The organism is Actinomadura kijaniata, from assembly GCF_014138665.1.
In the GTDB taxonomy this organism is placed as follows: domain Bacteria; phylum Actinomycetota; class Actinomycetes; order Streptosporangiales; family Streptosporangiaceae; genus Spirillospora; species Spirillospora kijaniata.
On record NZ_JACJIA010000002.1, the window covers coordinates 876383 to 892128 of the forward strand.

At 74.0% G+C, this 15746-nt stretch carries 17 protein-coding genes; 7 read left to right on the forward strand and 10 right to left on the reverse strand.

The window, feature by feature from the left end; all coding sequences use genetic code 11:
* Positions 1-18 precede the first annotated feature (18 nt).
* Genes HNR61_RS11480 through HNR61_RS11490 form a run of 3 tightly spaced genes read right to left on the reverse strand, consistent with a single transcriptional unit; the run spans position 19 to position 3016 of the window.
* Positions 19-1032, reverse strand: coding sequence for a CU044_5270 family protein (locus tag HNR61_RS11480; RefSeq protein ID WP_182843058.1), 1014 nt, complete (start codon positions 1030-1032; stop codon positions 19-21).
* Complete coding sequence (locus HNR61_RS11485) at positions 1032-1661, reverse strand: RNA polymerase sigma factor (protein ID WP_182843059.1); 630 nt, start codon at positions 1659-1661, stop codon at positions 1032-1034. Before HNR61_RS11485 ends, HNR61_RS11480 begins: the two co-directional genes overlap by 1 nt.
* Before the next feature lie 47 nt (positions 1662-1708).
* Positions 1709-3016: a GH1 family beta-glucosidase gene (locus HNR61_RS11490; protein WP_182843060.1), complete on the reverse strand. Its 1308-nt coding sequence runs from the start codon at positions 3014-3016 to the stop codon at positions 1709-1711.
* A gap of 115 nt (positions 3017-3131) precedes the next feature.
* Here HNR61_RS11490 and HNR61_RS11495 point away from each other — a divergent pair, with 115 nt between their 5' ends.
* Positions 3132-3755, forward strand: coding sequence for a TetR/AcrR family transcriptional regulator (locus tag HNR61_RS11495; protein ID WP_067813992.1), 624 nt, complete (start codon positions 3132-3134; stop codon positions 3753-3755).
* 45 nt (positions 3756-3800) lie between these two features.
* Entirely contained in the window at positions 3801-4400 is a 600-nt protein-coding gene (locus HNR61_RS11500) for an LURP-one-related family protein (RefSeq protein WP_312897851.1), read from the forward strand.
* Positions 4401-4410: 10 nt separating this feature from the next.
* Here HNR61_RS11500 and HNR61_RS11505 read toward each other — a convergent pair whose 3' ends face one another.
* Genes HNR61_RS11505 through HNR61_RS11525 form a run of 5 tightly spaced genes read right to left on the reverse strand, consistent with a single transcriptional unit; the run spans position 4411 to position 8743 of the window.
* Positions 4411-5376 carry a CE1 family esterase gene (locus tag HNR61_RS11505; protein ID WP_182843061.1) on the reverse strand — a complete coding sequence of 322 codons (966 nt, stop codon included), beginning with the start codon at positions 5374-5376 and terminating at the stop codon, positions 4411-4413.
* A gap of 19 nt (positions 5377-5395) precedes the next feature.
* The gene (locus HNR61_RS11510) at positions 5396-6001 is read right to left on the reverse strand and encodes a response regulator transcription factor (RefSeq protein ID WP_182843062.1); all 606 of its coding nucleotides are present in this window, start codon (positions 5999-6001) and stop codon (positions 5396-5398) included.
* Positions 5998-7119, reverse strand: a complete 1122-nt coding sequence (locus HNR61_RS11515; RefSeq protein WP_220509163.1) for a sensor histidine kinase — start codon at positions 7117-7119, stop codon at positions 5998-6000. Before HNR61_RS11515 ends, HNR61_RS11510 begins: the two co-directional genes overlap by 4 nt.
* Entirely contained in the window at positions 7119-7859 is a 741-nt protein-coding gene (locus HNR61_RS11520; protein WP_182843063.1) for an ABC transporter permease, read from the reverse strand. The genes HNR61_RS11515 and HNR61_RS11520 overlap by 1 nt, the downstream gene beginning before the upstream one ends.
* Complete coding sequence (locus HNR61_RS11525; protein WP_182843064.1) at positions 7859-8743, reverse strand: ABC transporter ATP-binding protein; 885 nt, start codon at positions 8741-8743, stop codon at positions 7859-7861. Before HNR61_RS11525 ends, HNR61_RS11520 begins: the two co-directional genes overlap by 1 nt.
* A gap of 179 nt (positions 8744-8922) precedes the next feature.
* Between HNR61_RS11525 and HNR61_RS11530 the strand changes: the two genes are divergently transcribed.
* The 4 genes from HNR61_RS11530 (at position 8923) to HNR61_RS49125 (ending at position 13179) form a co-directional block, all read left to right on the forward strand.
* Positions 8923-9576, forward strand: coding sequence for a C39 family peptidase (locus HNR61_RS11530; protein ID WP_182843065.1), 654 nt, complete (start codon positions 8923-8925; stop codon positions 9574-9576).
* Positions 9577-9686: 110 nt separating this feature from the next.
* A complete protein-coding gene (locus tag HNR61_RS11535) occupies positions 9687-10805 on the forward strand; it encodes a ferritin-like domain-containing protein (protein ID WP_182843066.1) in 1119 nt (372 codons plus the stop codon).
* Positions 10806-11131: 326 nt separating this feature from the next.
* A complete protein-coding gene (locus HNR61_RS11540; RefSeq protein ID WP_182843067.1) occupies positions 11132-12031 on the forward strand; it encodes a hypothetical protein in 900 nt (299 codons plus the stop codon).
* 533 nt (positions 12032-12564) lie between these two features.
* Complete coding sequence (locus tag HNR61_RS49125) at positions 12565-13179, forward strand: septal ring lytic transglycosylase RlpA family protein (protein ID WP_312897852.1); 615 nt, start codon at positions 12565-12567, stop codon at positions 13177-13179.
* A gap of 27 nt (positions 13180-13206) precedes the next feature.
* Here the strand turns inward: HNR61_RS49125 and HNR61_RS11550 are convergent, their stop codons facing one another.
* Positions 13207-14217, reverse strand: coding sequence for an alpha/beta hydrolase (locus HNR61_RS11550; RefSeq protein WP_182843068.1), 1011 nt, complete (start codon positions 14215-14217; stop codon positions 13207-13209).
* Positions 14218-14507: 290 nt separating this feature from the next.
* Between HNR61_RS11550 and HNR61_RS11555 the strand changes: the two genes are divergently transcribed.
* Entirely contained in the window at positions 14508-14870 is a 363-nt protein-coding gene (locus HNR61_RS11555; protein WP_182843069.1) for a YkvA family protein, read from the forward strand.
* 22 nt (positions 14871-14892) lie between these two features.
* On the opposite strand, the gene HNR61_RS11560 is transcribed toward HNR61_RS11555, so the two are convergent.
* Entirely contained in the window at positions 14893-15642 is a 750-nt protein-coding gene (locus HNR61_RS11560) for an IclR family transcriptional regulator (protein ID WP_083999221.1), read from the reverse strand.
* Between the last annotated feature and the right edge of the window lie 104 nt (positions 15643-15746).

A 15746-nucleotide genomic window follows, 5' to 3' on the forward strand; every position in this document is an offset into this window, starting at 1 on the left:
ACGGGGCGGGCGTCGCCGTCAGCGGGGTTCCTGGCCGAGGCGGTCCACCACGGCGACCTTCAGCGTGACGTCCTCGTGGATGACGTATCCGTCCGGCTTCTTCGCGAAGGGGTCCTGGCCGCCGCTCCCGTCCGGCTCCGGGGTCGCGCCGCCGCGCGGCCGGAACGAGCCGTCGCGGTCGACCACGGTCCGTTCGCCGAGCAGCCGGTAGCCCCGCGCACTGAAGATCAGCTCGTGGCGGACGCCGCCCCAGGTCTGGCCGACCGCCACGCCCCGCCGCCCGGCGAAGTCCACCATGGTCCGCCGGACCGTCACGCCGGGGATCCTCGCGGCGGCCCGGAACATCGCGGCCATCGAGGCGGACGGCACGTAGGCCTCCTGGAGGGTGTCGCCCACGGTGATGAACGCCTGAACGTCCGGCGGGTTCGCGCCGTCGCTGTTGCGGTAGAGCCAGGAGCGCATGGCGGCGGGGTCGGTCGGCAGGTCGGTGCGGTGGGCGGAGCGGTTCCCGCAGCCGCCCGGCGGCCGGTCGAGGTCGATCTTCTCGTTCACCGCCCGTGCCCGGTCACCGCAGGCCCAGCTGCGCGAGGTCGCCCCGTTCTCCGTCGTGATCAGTAGCCCCGCCCTCCTGCCGTCGACGGGCCACCACGTCCTCCGGTGGGTGGACCGGGGCTCGACACCCTCGGGGAGGGAGGACCCGTTGGGGTGCCCGGCCCGGGACTCGAAGTAGAGGAACTGGTCGGGCCGCGGCTTCAGGGGCGGCTGCGCGGCGGCGGCGTCGGCGGCCCTGGTCAGCACGGACGTCGCGCTCATCGGGACCGTCTCGGGCTGCGGCGTCCCCCCGGGCGGGAGGGCGACCGCGGCGGCCCCGGCGACGAGGGCCGCGCCCGCCAGCCCGCCGAACAGCGCGCGGCGGGCCGGGAACGGGCGGCGCGCCGGGCTCTGGTCGATCTCGGTCAGCAGGTGCGCGCGGCGGGCCTGGTGGCGGCCGGGCGGCATGTCCCGGGTCTCGGGAAGGAGCGGCTCGGGCATCAGGAGATCTCCTCAGCGGCGAAGTATGTGGTGGTTCCTCCCTCTCGGTGCCTGCCGGGCGGAACGGGTTCCGCCGGGAGACCGAGGTCGGCGCGCAGCCGTTCGCGGGCCCGCGCCAGCCGGGACCGGACCGTGCCGACCCGGATGCCGAGCGCGGTGGCGATCTCCTGGTAGCTCAGCCCCTCCCACGCCGACAGCGTCAGGATCTCCCGGTCGCGGCGGGAGAGGCGGTCGATGGAGGCGAGGACGGCGCGCATCTGGCGTTCGGCGTCCAGCCGCGCGGCGGTGTCGTCGGCGTCGTCGGCGGTGGTCTCCGGGAGCGGCAGCCGGGCCAGCGCGTCGCGGTGGCGGCGCAGGCCGCGGCGGTGGTTGTGCAGGACGTTGGCCGCCACGCCGTACAGCCAGGGCAGCAGCGACGCCGACTCCATGCGCACCCGGTCGCGCCGCCGCCACGTCTCCAGGAACACCACCGAGGTCAGGTCCTCGGCGGCCGTCCAGTCGGCGGTGCGGCGGAAGCAGTAGTTGTAGACGGTGCGCGCGTGCCGGTCGAACAGCGTCCCGAAGGCGTGCCGGTCGCCGTCGCGCACCCGTTCCCACAACTCCGTGTCGGTGGGGGATTGCGGGCTCATGCCCTGTCTGTGTCCGTCGCGGGCGGCTGGTTCCCGGCGGTCTCCGGTCAGGGGTTCCGCGCGGCGGCGATGAGGTCGCGGTACCAGCCGAACGACCTGCGCGGCGTCCGCCTCTGCGTCTCGTAGTCCACGTGGACCAGCCCGAAGCGGGGGCCGTAGCCGCTGGCCCACTCGAAGTTGTCCAGCAGCGACCAGACGTAGTAGCCGCGCACGTCCACCCCGTCGTCGACGGCGGCCTTCATCGCCTCGATGTGGGCGTTCAGGAACTCGACGCGCGGGCCGTCGTCCACCTCGTGGGGGAACGAGCAGCCGTTCTCGGTGATGTGCAGCGGCGGCAGCGCCGCGCCGTAGGTCCGCTTCAGCCCGCGCAGCAGGTCGCCGAACGCCTCCGGCACGATCGGCCAGCCCATCCCCGTGGTCGGGTACCCGGTGACCTCTCCCAGGTCGAACGGCAGCGGGCCGTCCGCGTCCGGCGTGGTCACCAGGGTCGGGTTGTAGTAGTTGACGCCGAGGAAGTCGAGCGGCGCGGCGATGACCTTCAGGTCCTCCGCGCGGACCGCCGCCTCCAGCGGGGCGCCGTGCCCGCCGAGGTCGGGGTAGCGGCCGAGCAGCACCGGGTCGGTGAACAGCCGGTTGATGACCGCGTCGAACGCGCCCGCCGCCGCCTCGTCGCCGGGGGTGGCCGCCCACGCGGGCGTGTAGTGGTTGGCGAGCCCGACCGAACGGGCGTTCCGGCCGCGCAGCGCGTTCACCGCCAGGCCGTGCCCGAGGAGCTGGTGGTGCGCGGTGGGCAGGGCGTCCATCAGCAGCGTCCGGCCCGGCGCGTAGGTGCCGAACGCGTACCCGTACGCCATCACCACCATCGGCTCGTTCAGCGTGATCCACCGTTCGACCCGGTCCCCGAGGCGTTCGGCGACGAGGTGGGCGTACTCGGCGAACCGGTAGGCGGTGTCGCGGTTCATCCACCCGCCCGCGTCCTCCAGGGGCTGCGGCAGGTCCCAGTGGTAGAGCGTGACGGTGGGGGAGATGTGGCGCTCCAGCAAGGCGTCCACGAGCCGCTCGTAGAAGTCCAGGCCCCGGGCGTTGACGGCCCCGCTCCCGGACGGCTGCACGCGCGGCCAGGCGACCGAGAACCGGTAGGCGTCCACGCCCAGCTCGCCCATCAGCGCGACGTCCTCGGGCCAGCGGTGGTAGTGGTCGCAGGCGACGTCGCCGTTGTGGTCCCCGGCGACCCGGCCGGGAGTGTGACTGAAGGTGTCCCAGGTGGAGGGACCGCGCCCGTCCTCGTCCACCGCGCCCTCGATCTGGTAGGCGGCGGTGGCGACGCCCCACTGGAAACCGGCCGGCAGGCCCATGCGATCCCTCCCGAACGTGAAGCTTTCTCGGACTTTAGGGGAGGGAGGGGGTGTGACGGAAGACTCCCCACCCGGATGCCGACGGCGACGGTGGGAATCGGGCCAGAATGGGAGAGTGACCGAGACCCGGACCCCGCTCCGCCGCCGCCCCGCCCAGCGCCGCAGCGCCGAACGCGTCCAGCGCATGCTCGACGCCTGCGCGGCGATCCTCGACGAGGACGGCTACGACGGCCTGACGACCACCCGGATCGCCCAGCGCGCGGAGGTCGCGATCGGCTCGGTCTACCAGTTCTTCCCCGACAAGCGGGCCGTCGCGCAGGCCCTCGCGCTGCGCAACCTGGAGCGGTTCGGGCAGCGGGTGGCGCAGAAGCTGGAGACCGGGACCTTCGAGGACTGGTCCGACACCGTCGGCGTGATCATCGAGATCTACGTGGACATGCACCGCACCGTGCCGGGCTTCAAGGTGCTGCGCTTCGGCGACGTCGCCGACGTGCACCTGCTCGACGACGCCTCCGACAACAACGCCGTCGTGGCCGACCGCCTCCGCGAGATGATCGTCGAGATGTTCGGCGTGACCGACACCCCCGAGCTGGCCCGCGCCCTGGCCATCGCGGTCGAGGCCGCCGACGCGGTGCTGAAGATGGCGTTCCGCCACAACCCCGACGGCGACCCCGCGATCCTCGCCGAGACCGAACGCCTCATCCACGGCTACCTCTCCAGCCACATCTCGTCCGCCTAGCGGGGTAGAAAGGGCGTCACCCCTCCCGACAGAACAGGTGAGCCCGTGGACGACCAGACGCTCCAAGCGCAGAACCGATTCCTCGTCAGGCAGCGCGTCCGCCTGATGGTCAACCAGTACGAGGTGCACACCGAGGCCCCCGGCGGCGGCGAGGGCGAACTCGTCGCGTTCGCCCAGCAGAAGAGGCTGGCGTTCAAGGAGCAGGTCACCCTGTACGCCGACACGGACAAGAAGCGGCCGGTGTTCGGGTTCAAGGCGCGCAAGCGCATCGACCTGGGCGCGGCCTACGACGTCACCGACGCCGCCGGGCAGCCGATCGGCGTGTTCCGCAAGGACTTCAAGAAGTCGCTGCTGCGGTCGACGTGGCACCTGGAGCAGCCGGGCCTCGGCGTCGCGACCGGCAGCGAGCGCAACCCGACCGTGGCGGTCCTGCGGCGGGTGTGGGAGTTCATCCCGTTCCTGGAGAACCTGCCGTTCGCCTGGCCCTACCACTTCGACTTCCACGCCGGTGACCAGGTGGTGTTCTCGGTGGAGAAGAAGTTCGCGCTGCGCGACCGGTACGTGGTGGACATCCGGGACCCGAACCTGGACCGGCGGCTGGTGATCGCGCAGGCGGTGGCGCTGGACGCCCTCCAGTCCCGGTGACGCGGGCCCGCTAGCGCGTTCCGGCGAACGCGTCCAGCGCCAGCCGCGTGGCGTCGACGCGGGCGGTGGCCGCCCCGGCCCCGATGGAGAACGATCCCGGCCAGGAGTGACCGCCGCCCGCGACCGTGTGGAGCTCGACGCGCACCCCGTCCCGGCACCCGGCGTACCGCACGCGCCGGACCTCCCCGCCGACCGTGGAACGCTCGCCCGGCCCGCACCCGAACGTCCGCGCCCATTGCCCGGCCACCGCCGGGACCGGCGGCAGCGCGAACACCCCGTCCACCGGCCGCATCCACGCCGGGATCCGCGCCCGGTCCCCGCCGAACGGCTCCCCGCCCCCGTAGGGCACGACCGGGTCGCCGGTCCCGTGGAACGCCACGATCGTCGTCGGCCGCGCCCCCGCGCAGGGCCGCGCCAGGTTGAGGCCCGCGACCGGCGCGACCGCCGCCAGCCGCCCGCGCAGCCCGCAGACCAGCGCCGCCGACAGCCCGGCCCCGTTGGAGAACCCGGTGGCGAACACGCGTCGGCGGTCCACGCAGAGCGTGCCCTCCAGATGGTCCAGCAGCCTGCCCACGTAGGCGACGTCGGCGTCGCCGCCGGTCATGCCGGGCAGCTTCCAGCCGCCCCGGCCCCGGGCGGCCTCGGGCTGCACGACGGCGAACCCGCGCTGCGGGCCCGCGCTGGCCATCCGCCCGTAGAGGGCCTGCTGGAAGGCGTTGGAGTTCAGACCGTGCAGGTCCAGGACCAGCGGGACGGGCGTGCGGCCGTCGTAGGGCGGCAGCGTCAGCGCGTAGGGGCGGCCGCCGAACGCGTGCCGTCCCGTGCCCGGCGACCGCCGGCCGCACCCGTCGCTCGCGTCCGCCACCGGCGACGGCGACACCGGCGACGGCGACGCGCGGCGCGGCGGGTCGGGCGTTCCGGACGAACACCCGCCCAGCGCCACCCCGACGGCCAGAACCCCGAGAACCAGACGCATCGCCTGGATGCTATGCGCTCTACAGCCAGCCCTGCCGCTCGGCGGCGCGGGCGGCCTCGATGCGGTTCCGCACGCCGACCTTGCTGATCGCCGAGGACAGGTAGTTGCGGACGGTGCCCTCCGACAGGTGCAGCCGGGCCGCGATGTCGGCGATCGTGGAGCCGTCCGCGCCCGCGGCGAGCACGTCGCGTTCGCGGGGCGACAGCGGGTTCGGCCCGGCGCTCAGCGCGGCGGCGGCCAGCGCCGGATCGATGACGCGCTCCCCGGCCACGACCCGCCGGACCGCCGCCGCCAGCTCCGCCGCCGGACCGTCCTTGATCAGGAACGCGGACGCGCCCGCCTCCATCGCCCGCCGCAGGTACCCCGGCCGCCCGAACGTCGTCAGGATCACGACCCGGCACCCCGGCACGGCCGCCCGGATCCCGGCCGCGGCCGTCAGCCCGTCCCCGTCCGGCATCTCGATGTCCAGCAGCGCGACGTCCGGCCGGGTCCGGACCGCGACGGCCACGGCCTCGGCGCCGGTCCCCGCCTCCCCGACGACCGTCAGGTCCTCCTCCAGCCCGAGCAGCGCCGCCAGCGCGCCGCGCACCATCCCCTGGTCCTCCGCCAGCAGCACCCGGATCATGGGGCGGACCCCACGGGAACGCGCACCCGCACGCGGAAGCCGCCGCCCGGCAGCGGCCCGGACTCCAGGTCGCCGCCCGCCGCCGCGACGCGTTCGGCGAGGCCGCGCAGGCCGTTGCCGGGGGCGTGCCCGCCCGCCGCCCGCCCGTCGTCGCGGACCTCCAGCACGGCCGCCTCCCCGTCCCAGGCCACCTCGATCACGCACCGCGCGGCGCGCGCGTGCCGCACCACGTTGGTGACGGCCTCCCGCACCGCCCACCCGAACAGCCCGTCGGTCTCGCCGGGCGGCGGGGGCCCGGCCGTCCGCACGACCGACTCGACCCCGGCCGCCGCGAGCACGGTCCGCGCGCCGTCCAGCTCCTCGGCCAGGTCGCGCCGCCGGTACCCGGAGATCGCCGCCCGCACGTCGGCCAGCGAGGTGCGCGCGACCACCTCGATGTCGCCGATCTCGGCGACGGCCCGCGCCGGGTCGCGCTCGGCCAGCCGCCGCGCCAGCTCGCTCTTCAGCACGATCAGCGAGAGGCCGTGCCCGAGCAGGTCGTGCAGGTCGCGCGCGATCCGCAGCCGCTCGTCGGCGGCGGCCAGCCGGGCGACCTCGCCCCGCGCCTCCCGCAGCTGCGCGACCAGCGTCCGCGAGTGCCGGAACGCGACCATCATCATCCCGAACGACAGCAGCATCAGCGCGATCCCGCCGGTCGCCGCGGGCGTGGACCGCGACAGGAACCCGCCCGCCAGCGCCACCGCCAGCGCCCCCAGCACCCCGAACGGCGCCCACCGCAGCGGCAGCCCCATCGCCAGGACGAACGACAGGTAGATCGGCGTGCCCATCCACTCCGGCCCGAACGCCACCGGCAGCGCCGCCGCCAGCGCGGCGAACGCCCCCAGCACCGCCCACACCCGCCAGGTGAACGGATCGGCCCAGCTGCGCCGCACGAACGCCGCCGCGTAGTACAGCGCCACGAACGCCGCCAGCGCCGCGAACCCCAGCACCCGCCGGACGCCGTCGTACCGCGCGACCGCGAACCCGACCGGGATCAGGAACAGCAGCCCGAACGACACCCAGAAGGCCCGTTGCCGAAGCTCGGGGCCCTCCGCGTCGCCCTGGAACAGAAGCCTCATCAGCGGGCCACGCTAGCGCGCCGGTACGCGGCGACCGCGAGCGCGCCGAGCAGCAGCGTCCAGCCCGCCAGCACCAGCCCGGCGGCGGGCGACGGCGCGTGCCCCGCGGCGACGGCCCGGCCCAGCTCGGCGAACCGGGTGGACGGCAGCCATCCCGCGACGTCCCGGATCGCCTCCGGCAGCACCGACAGCGGCAGCCACAGCCCGCCGCCGATCGCCAGCGCGAAGTAGCAGCCGATGGTGACCGGCTGCGCCGCGTCCGGCCCGACCAGCGACCCGATCAGCGTGCCGAGCGCCGCGAACGGCAGCGTCCCGACCCATAGCAGCACCACGATCGCGGCCCACTGTCCGGGGCTCAGCCGCACCCCCTGGTAGACCACCGACGCGAACCCGACCAGCACCACCGCGGGCAGTCCCAGCGACATCGCGGCGAGCGTCTTCACCGCGACCACCGTCCGCGCCCTCAGCGGCGTGACCCGTAGCTGCCGCAGCCATCCGCTGCGGCGCTCCGCCGCGAGCCGCACCCCCGTGGTCATCAGCGTCGCGCCGAGCGCCCCGTAGGAGGCCATCGACACCATGATGTCCACCGGCAGCGCCAGCCCGGTCGTCGGATCGGGGCGCTCGGCGGTGAAGACGCTCGACCACAGCAGGTAGAAGCCGACCGGGACGGCCAGCGTGAAGAACAGGTAGTGCCGGTCGCGCAGCACCGTCAGCAGCTCCAGCCGCAGGTAGCCCCACATCACCGCTCCTTCGAGGTCAACGAGAGGAAGGCGTCCTCCAGCGCGGGCGTGACGATCTCCAGGTCCCGGACCCGCAGCCCGGTCCGGTACAGCTCGGCGACCACCCCGTCCGGATCGCCGGTGCGCAGCGTGGCGACGCCGCCCCGGACCTCCAGCCCGGTCACCCCCGGCAGCCGGTCCAGCCCGGCGGCGGGCTGGTCGCCCAGCGCGAACCGCACCGCCCGGCCCCCGACGCGGGCCTTGATCTCGGCGGGCGTCCCGTCGGCGACGACCCGGCCGCGCGCGACGACCACGACGCGGTCGGCGTTCTCGTCGGCCTCCTCCAGGCGGTGCGTGGCGAACAGGACGGTCCGCCCCTCGCCCGCGTAGGCGTGGATCCCGGCCCAGAACGCCCGCCGGGCCGCCACGTCCAGGGCGGCGGTCGGCTCGTCCAGCACCAGCACTCCCGGCGCGCCCGCGATCGCCGTCGCGAACCGCACCCGCTGCGCCTGCCCGCCCGACAGCGCCCCGGTCCGCCGCCCGGCCAGCGCGGTCAGCCCGGCGATCTCCAGCACCCCGTCCAGCGGCATCGGCGCGGGGTACAGCCCGCGCACGAACCCGACGACCTCCCGGACGGTCAGGTTCGGCACGAGCGCGCCGTCCTGGAGCATCGCCCCGACCCGCCCCCGCGCGGCGGCCTCGGCGGGCGGGGCCCCGAACAGCGACACCCGCCCCGCGTCGGGCCGCACCAGCCCGAGCGTGATCCCGACCGCGGTGCTCTTGCCGGCCCCGTTCGGCCCGAGCAGCGCCACGACCTGTCCGGCGGGCACCTCCAGGCTCAACGCGTCGACGGCCCGCACGTCCCCGTAGTTCTTGGAGACGTTCTCCATGCTGATGGCTTCCATGTCCCCAACGCTAGGAAAGCGCAGGTCGGCGCGTTAGTGAACGTTGTCCGGCCTTCGCGATGACAAAAGTCATGGGGCGGGGGGCGCGACTTCGTGAATTAGTGCCCTGGGGCCTGTCCCCTTCCGGGGAGCGGCGATCAGAATGACCGCTCATGAGGAGAATCGCCGTAATCGCTCTGGTGACGCCGCTCTTCGCGGCGCCGGCCGTGGCCCCGGCCCACGCGGCCGCCCCCGCCGCCCCCGCTTCCGCGCCGGTCGAGCAGGTCGTGTCCGTACCCCTGGAGACCGGTCCGGGCGAGGTGCACGCCGCCGCCACCAAGAAGGTCTCCATCAAGACCCAGAAGCAGCAGAAGTCCTACTGGTGCGCTCCCGCCGCCGGACGCGCCCTGCTGTCCGCCTACATCAGCCGGGGCCTGCCCAGCCAGAGCAAGCTGGCCGGATGGATGGGCACCAAGCCGCCCGACGGGACCTGGGAGTCGGGCATGCGCAACGGTCTGCGCAAGGCCCTCCAGACCTACGCCGGGCGTCCCTACGAGGTCGTCGTCCTGAACCCGAAGTCCCAGAGCGCCTTCCTGACCAACGTCAAGGCCGCCGTGGGCAGCAAGAAGAAGCCGCTGATCTACCGCGTCCTCGTCGGCCACAAGCCGTGGGGCCGGACGACCGGGAACAGGGCGGGCCACTTCATGGTCGTGTACGGCTACACCACCGGCTCCAACCCCAAGATCCTGTGGTGGGACCCCGCCGACAACACTCGGCGCACCGCCTCGCTGAGCAAGTCGTGGGCCTCCGTCAAGAAGGCGGGGCACCGGGGCACCACCGCGGTCGCCTCCTGACGGTCCGCCGGACCCGCGCGGTCGTGCCCCGCGCGGGTCTGGTCACGGCGCGGTTGACATGTTACGAACACATGTAAAGCAGTGGGCGGCACCCGCGCTGAGGAGGGCCCATGAGCTCGTTCGACTTCTACACCGCCCCCGTCCCCACCGAGACCTGGAACGTCCCCATGGCGGGCGCGGCCCGCTTCACCTGGGAGTACGACGACGGCCGCGACCGCCTGCTGAGCCTGTACCAGAAGGGCAAGGACAAGCAGTGGGACGCGGCCAAGCGCATCGACTGGGACCTGGAGGTCGATCCGAACAACGTCGCCGCGCTGCCCGAGCAGTTCAACCCGCTGTACGGTTCCGACATCTGGGACCGCATGCCCCAGAAGGCCCGGGACGAGTTCGGGCGCCACCAGGGCGCGTGGCTGTTCAGCCAGTTCCTGCACGGCGAGCAGGGCGCGCTGAACGTCTCGGCGCGCATCGTGCAGTCCGTGCCCGACCTGGACTCCAAGTTCTACGCCGCCACGCAGACCATGGACGAGGCGCGGCACGTGGAGCTGTACGCCCGGTTCGTGCACGAGAAGATCGGCATGTACTACCCGATCAACCAGGACCTCGCCCGGCTGCTGGCCGAGTCGCTGGAGGACTCCCGCTGGGACCTGCCCTACCTGGGCATGCAGGTGCTGATCGAGGGGCTGGCGCTCGCCGCGTTCGGGCTGTACCGCGACATGTCCGGCAACCCCCTGGTCAAGCAGATCCTCGCCTACGTCATGCAGGACGAGGCGCGGCACGTGGCGTTCGGCCGGCTGGCGCTCAGGGACTACTACGCCGAGCTCACCGACCGGGAGCGCGCCGAACGCGAGGAGTTCGTCGTCGAGGGCTGCCACCTCATGCGCGACCGCTTCAAGGGCCGCGAGATCTTCGAGAACCTCGGCATGCCCGTCGGGCGCTGCATGGAGTACGTCGAGCACTCCGAGATGTTCACGCTGTACCAGTCGCTGCTGTTCAGCCGCATCGTCCCGTGCGTGCGCGACGTCGGCCTGTGGGGCGAGCGCGTCCAGGACGCCTACCGGGCCATGGGCGTGCTCGACAACGCCAAGGCCGACCTGGAGGCGCTCATGCGCCAGGACGAGGAGATCGCCGACCGCGCCGACGCCGAACGCCACGAACGCGAGCTGGCCGCGCGCCAGGCCGAGGTCGCCGCGGCGATCTCCCTCGGGAACGGCGGGCCGGTCACCCCATGAAACCGTCGGCTCGGTAAAAAGTCGGGACGTCCCGGAGGCTCGCGGGGGCGTCCCGATTTTCATCGGAGTTCCATTCGTTTTCCAAGTCGGGGCCATTGTCGTGGTTGTTTCGGGGGAGAACGCCCCGGTATGACGGCCGGTCAGGGCGGCTTTCGTAAACCGGCATTACTTCCTCCGACGGGTTTTCCCATCATCCTGTGCGACGCGTCGGCGCGTACTAACGTCGCGGCTCGACGGTGCGGCTGAATACCGATTCCGGGAGGGGTTCCTCGGAACCGCAGTGCGCGCACGTGCAGGGTCAATCGAAACCCCGGAGGGGAAAAGCAATGAACCGAACCACGAGGAGCCTGTTGAAGGCCGCCGTGCTGGCTCCGGCGGCCGTTCTGCTGGCGGTCGGCGCGGCGCCCGCCCACGCCGAGGTGGCGGACGGGCTGAGCCAGCGGGCTCTGGCGCCGGTCCAGGCCCACCAGGCCGCCGCCGCGGACTGCGTTTCCGGGCTGATGAGCCGCGCGATGGACGGGACCGGGCTGCGCACCCGCGGCGGCGCGGCCCGCTGCCCCGTCGAGGAGATCACCTCGCTCGCGGGCCTCGACCGCGTCACCGGCCTCACCGGGACCGTCGAGCCGCCGCTGCGCGCGGGCGGCAACCACCGCAGGGCCGGGACCGACGGCGTGGACCGGCTGGTGAACGACCTGGAGGGCACCGTCCGCGCCCCGCTGCCGCGGGAGGCGTCCGACGTGCTGACCGAGACCAAGGCGATGCTGCCGGAGGCCAAGGCGATGCTCCCCGAGGCCCGGGGAGTGCTGTCGGAGGCGCGCGGCGCGCTGTCGGAGAACGAGCAGGGCATGCGCCGGGCCAACCCGCCGGTGCCGGGCGGTGACGCCCTGGGCAGCGTCGCCGACACGGTCAACCCGGCCGTCACCGACCTGGTCAACCCGGTCCTCCACGACCTGGGTCCGGGCCGGAGCGCCCCGGCCAACGGCCGCGTCGCCGGGCCGGAGCCGCTGCGGCAGCTGCTGGGCGGCCTGCTCGGCGAGCCCCCTCACTCGGTGTCGATCGACAGCCGGCGCCGGCTGGCCAACGACCCGATCAACGACATCACCGGCTCGCTGACCGCCCCGGTGACCAGCCAGATCAACAACGCGGTCGGCGGCGGGAACCCCGCGCTGCCCGCGCTGCCCGTGCCCGGCCTGCCCGGCCTGCCCGGCCTGCCCGGACAGGGCTGACCGAGCTTCGAGAACACCGGCGGCCCCACGCGGCCGCGCACGCCCGACGGGGCGCGAACGAGGACCGGAACGTCCTCGTCCGCGCCCCGTCGGCGTTCCCGGGAACCCGGCGTGATCTCCCCGAGATAATCGATCATGAAATGGTAAAGACGATCTACGAAATTGGTGACCCTGTGTAGTAAACCGACTCCGCAGGGAAGGAGCGGGGGTGACAAACCCCACAAACAACGGGGTTCCGGTTGCTTCTCGCGAATACCAACGTACGGTCAAGAACTTGTGTGCGACGCCTGAGATCGGCCCGGCCGGACGAGCCGTGACCGACCGAGTCACCGACAAGTGAACACGCGCCGGTGTCGCACCACCGGACGCCGGATCCGCGCACGCGGAGAACGCCCTTCACAGGGCCGGGATCGGACGCCCGCCACGCCTGACGGCAGCGGGAGCGTTCCGCGCGGCACGAACACGAACCACGCCGCTGAACGACCGGAATTCCGGCTGTCCGAGGACCTGTCCCCGATCGAAGGACTTTCTCTGTGGGCATCTTTGGTACGTCTCGCCCTGCCAAGCGCCTTCCCCTCATCCTCGTCGCCTCCGGCGTCGCCGTCGCGGTCATCGCGGCGGGCGCGATCGCCCTGCTGACCAGCGCCTCCGGCTCGACCCGCCCGGCGGCGGCCGCCCAGAACGTGCCGGCCCCGACCGCCGCGCCGACCTCGCCGGCCGCACCGCTCGCGGACGCGCCCCGGCCCACGCCGACCCGCGCCTCCCGCGGCGAGGAGCGCGCCCCCCGGCTGAAGGAGATCCGCCCGCGCCCGTCGAGCGCGGCGAAGAAGAAGCCCGCCAAGCCCCGGACGCGGGTGGTCGGCGGCGGCTCCTGCGAGGCCTCCTACTACTGGGAGGGCCAGATGACCGCCAGCGGCGAGCGCTTCGACCCCAGCGAGCTGACCGCGGCGCACAAGACGCTGCCCATGGGCTCCAAGGTCCGCGTGACCAACAAGAACAACGGCCGCTCGGTGACCGTCCGGATCAACGACCGGGGCCCGTTCGTGTCCGGCCGCTGCCTGGACCTGTCCAAGGCCGCGATGGCCAAGGTCGGCGGCACCGGATCCGGCGTGATCCCGGTCCGCTACCAGGTGCTCGCCCGCGCCTGACGCGGGTCGCGTTCCCGCGCCGCGGGCTCAGCCCGGCGGGAGCGCCGTCCCCTCCAACCGCACCGCCACCGGCACCTGCCGTTCGTGACGCCCGCCCTCCCGCCGCTCGCCCTCCCGTGGCGCGGCCGGAGCGGCGGGCGCCGGGCGCGCCCCCGCGGCGGGCGACCCGTCCGCGCCCTCCGGGACGACCTCGGCGAGACGCTCCCGGAACCAGTCGTTCAGCACGCCGTCCACCCGCACCGCCTCGGTGATCGGGGGCCGCGGCTCGACGCCGGGCTCGGCGGCCAGGGCGTGCCCCATCCGGAACGTCGCCGACTCGACGGTGCCCTCGCCGAGCCGGCGCAGCAGGTCCCGCAGCGCGGTGATCTCGGCGGGCGGCACCACCCGGTCCCGGGCCCCGCCGATCAGCAGCAGCGCCGCGCCCCGCGCGGCGATGTCGGCGGCGCGGGCGCCGAGGTCGAGCCGTTCGGCGAGCCCGCGCGCCCGGTCCGACCAGGCGCGCTCGCGGCCCGCGCGCTTCTCCAGCGCCCGCGCGGCCCGGCCGGGGGCGACGACCGGCGCGACCAGCGCGGCCGTGCTGACCGGGACCACGCCCCGCGCCAGCGCCAGCAGCGCCGCCGACCCGCCGACCGAGAACCCGGCGAGGGCCACCGGGCCCTCCGCGATCCCGAACGTCCGCCAGAGCTCCGCCAGCGCGGCGGGCAGCCGCTCCACAGCCTGCTCCACGGCCGCGCCGTAGCACTCCATCCCGCGCGTCTCCAGGAACGCCCCCGAGCCCAGCCCGGTGGGCGCGCGCCCACCGGGCGCCGGAAGGTCCAGGTAGAAGCGCCAGGCCGGAACGCCCGTCAGCGGCACGGCGGCGGCCATCGCGGCGGCGGTGCGCGGCGGCTCGAACCCCGGCCAGACCACGACCAGCCGGGTGTCCCCGGCGGGCCGGGCGTCCACGGCGCTCGGCGGCAGCGCGACGTAGCCGACCCCGGCCGCGCTGCCGTGCACCGGCCGGTCGAGGCCGGACGGGCTGGAACGGTCGGCGCTCATGACCTCGTCAGCTCCCCCGGGGGGCCTCCCCGTTCGCACGGGGCCAACGAACCTCATGTTTCCAGCGGACGCCGGGAAATGCGCCGGAATCCCCGCAGCCGGTGCATGTGGGTAATGAAAACATGACCCGGGGTAACTCCTTCTCATCCCGGATGCCAGGAATCGCCACCTGCCGCGCCGGGCACGGCCGCGCGCCCGGCGATCGAGGGGAACAACCCGGCGGCCCGGCGCGTCCTAGTAGAGCGTGGGCGCCACGGGGGCGCGCCCACAACCCGCGCCCGAGGAGTTCCATGAGCAAGAAGCGCAACGCGGCCGCCGCCGGCGCCGCCTGGGAGATCTACAACGAGACCCTCAAGCCCGGCGCGCCCGGCCTGGGCGAGCGCGTCCGCGCCGTGCCCCGCATGGTCAGGGGGGTGCTGCGCGGCGACTACAAGGGCATGTCGTACGGCACGCTCGGGCTGCTGGCCCTCGCGCTGGTCTACATCGTCTCGCCGATCGACGCGGTCCCCGAGGTGCTGCCGGTCGTCGGCGTCCTGGACGACACCGGCGTGGCGCTGTGGGTCCTGACGATGCTGGTGAGGTCGGCGGGCGACTTCGTGGTGTGGGAGCGCGGCGGCCACCCCGGCGCCGTCCCCGGCGAGGTGGTCGACTGACGCGGGCGCTTCCGGCGCGCCCTCACGGGGCCGCCGGATCCAGCTCCCGGGCGAACCGCGCCGCCACCTCCCGCATGATCGGAACGACCTCGGCGACCGTCTCGTGCGTCATCCGCGCCGACGGCCCCGACACCGACAGCGCCGTCAGCGTGGGCGCGCCCGGCAGCGGGACGGCCACGCACCGCACGCCGATCTCCTGCTCCTCGTCGTCCACCGCGTAGCCGCGCTCGCGGATCCGTGCCAGCTCGGCCACCAGCGCGTCGGGGTCGGTGAAGGTGTGCGGGGTGTGCGCGGGCATCCCGGTCCGGCCGAGGATCTCCCGCGCCCGCTGCTCGGGGAGCTGCGCCAGCAGCGCCTTGCCGACGCCCGTGCAGTGCGGCAGCACCCGCCGCCCGACCTCGGTGAACATCCGCATCGAGTGCCGGGAGGGCACCTGCGCGACGTACACCGCCTCGTCGCCCTCCAGCACGGCCATGTTCGCGGTCTCGCCGACCTCGTCGACCAGCCGGGTCAGCGCCGGGCGGGCCCACGAGCCCAGCAGCCGCGACGCGCCCTCGCCCAGCCGGATCAGCCGGGGGCCCAGCGCGTACCGCTTGGACGGCTCCTGCCGGACGTACCCGCGGTTCACCAGGGTGCGCATCAGCCGGTAGATCGTCGGCATGGGCAGCCCGGAGACCTCCGTCAGCTCCGACAGCGCCATCTCCCCGCCGGCGTCGGCCAGATGTTCCAGCAGCTCGAAGGTGCGCTCCAGTGACCGTACGGCCTCCGCCACCGACGTCTCCTCTCTCGCGGTCCGCCCGATTCTACGGAAAGATTATTTCGCTGTGTGAAATGCCGCTCGACATCCATACCTCCCGCGCGGGACGTTACGGAGCG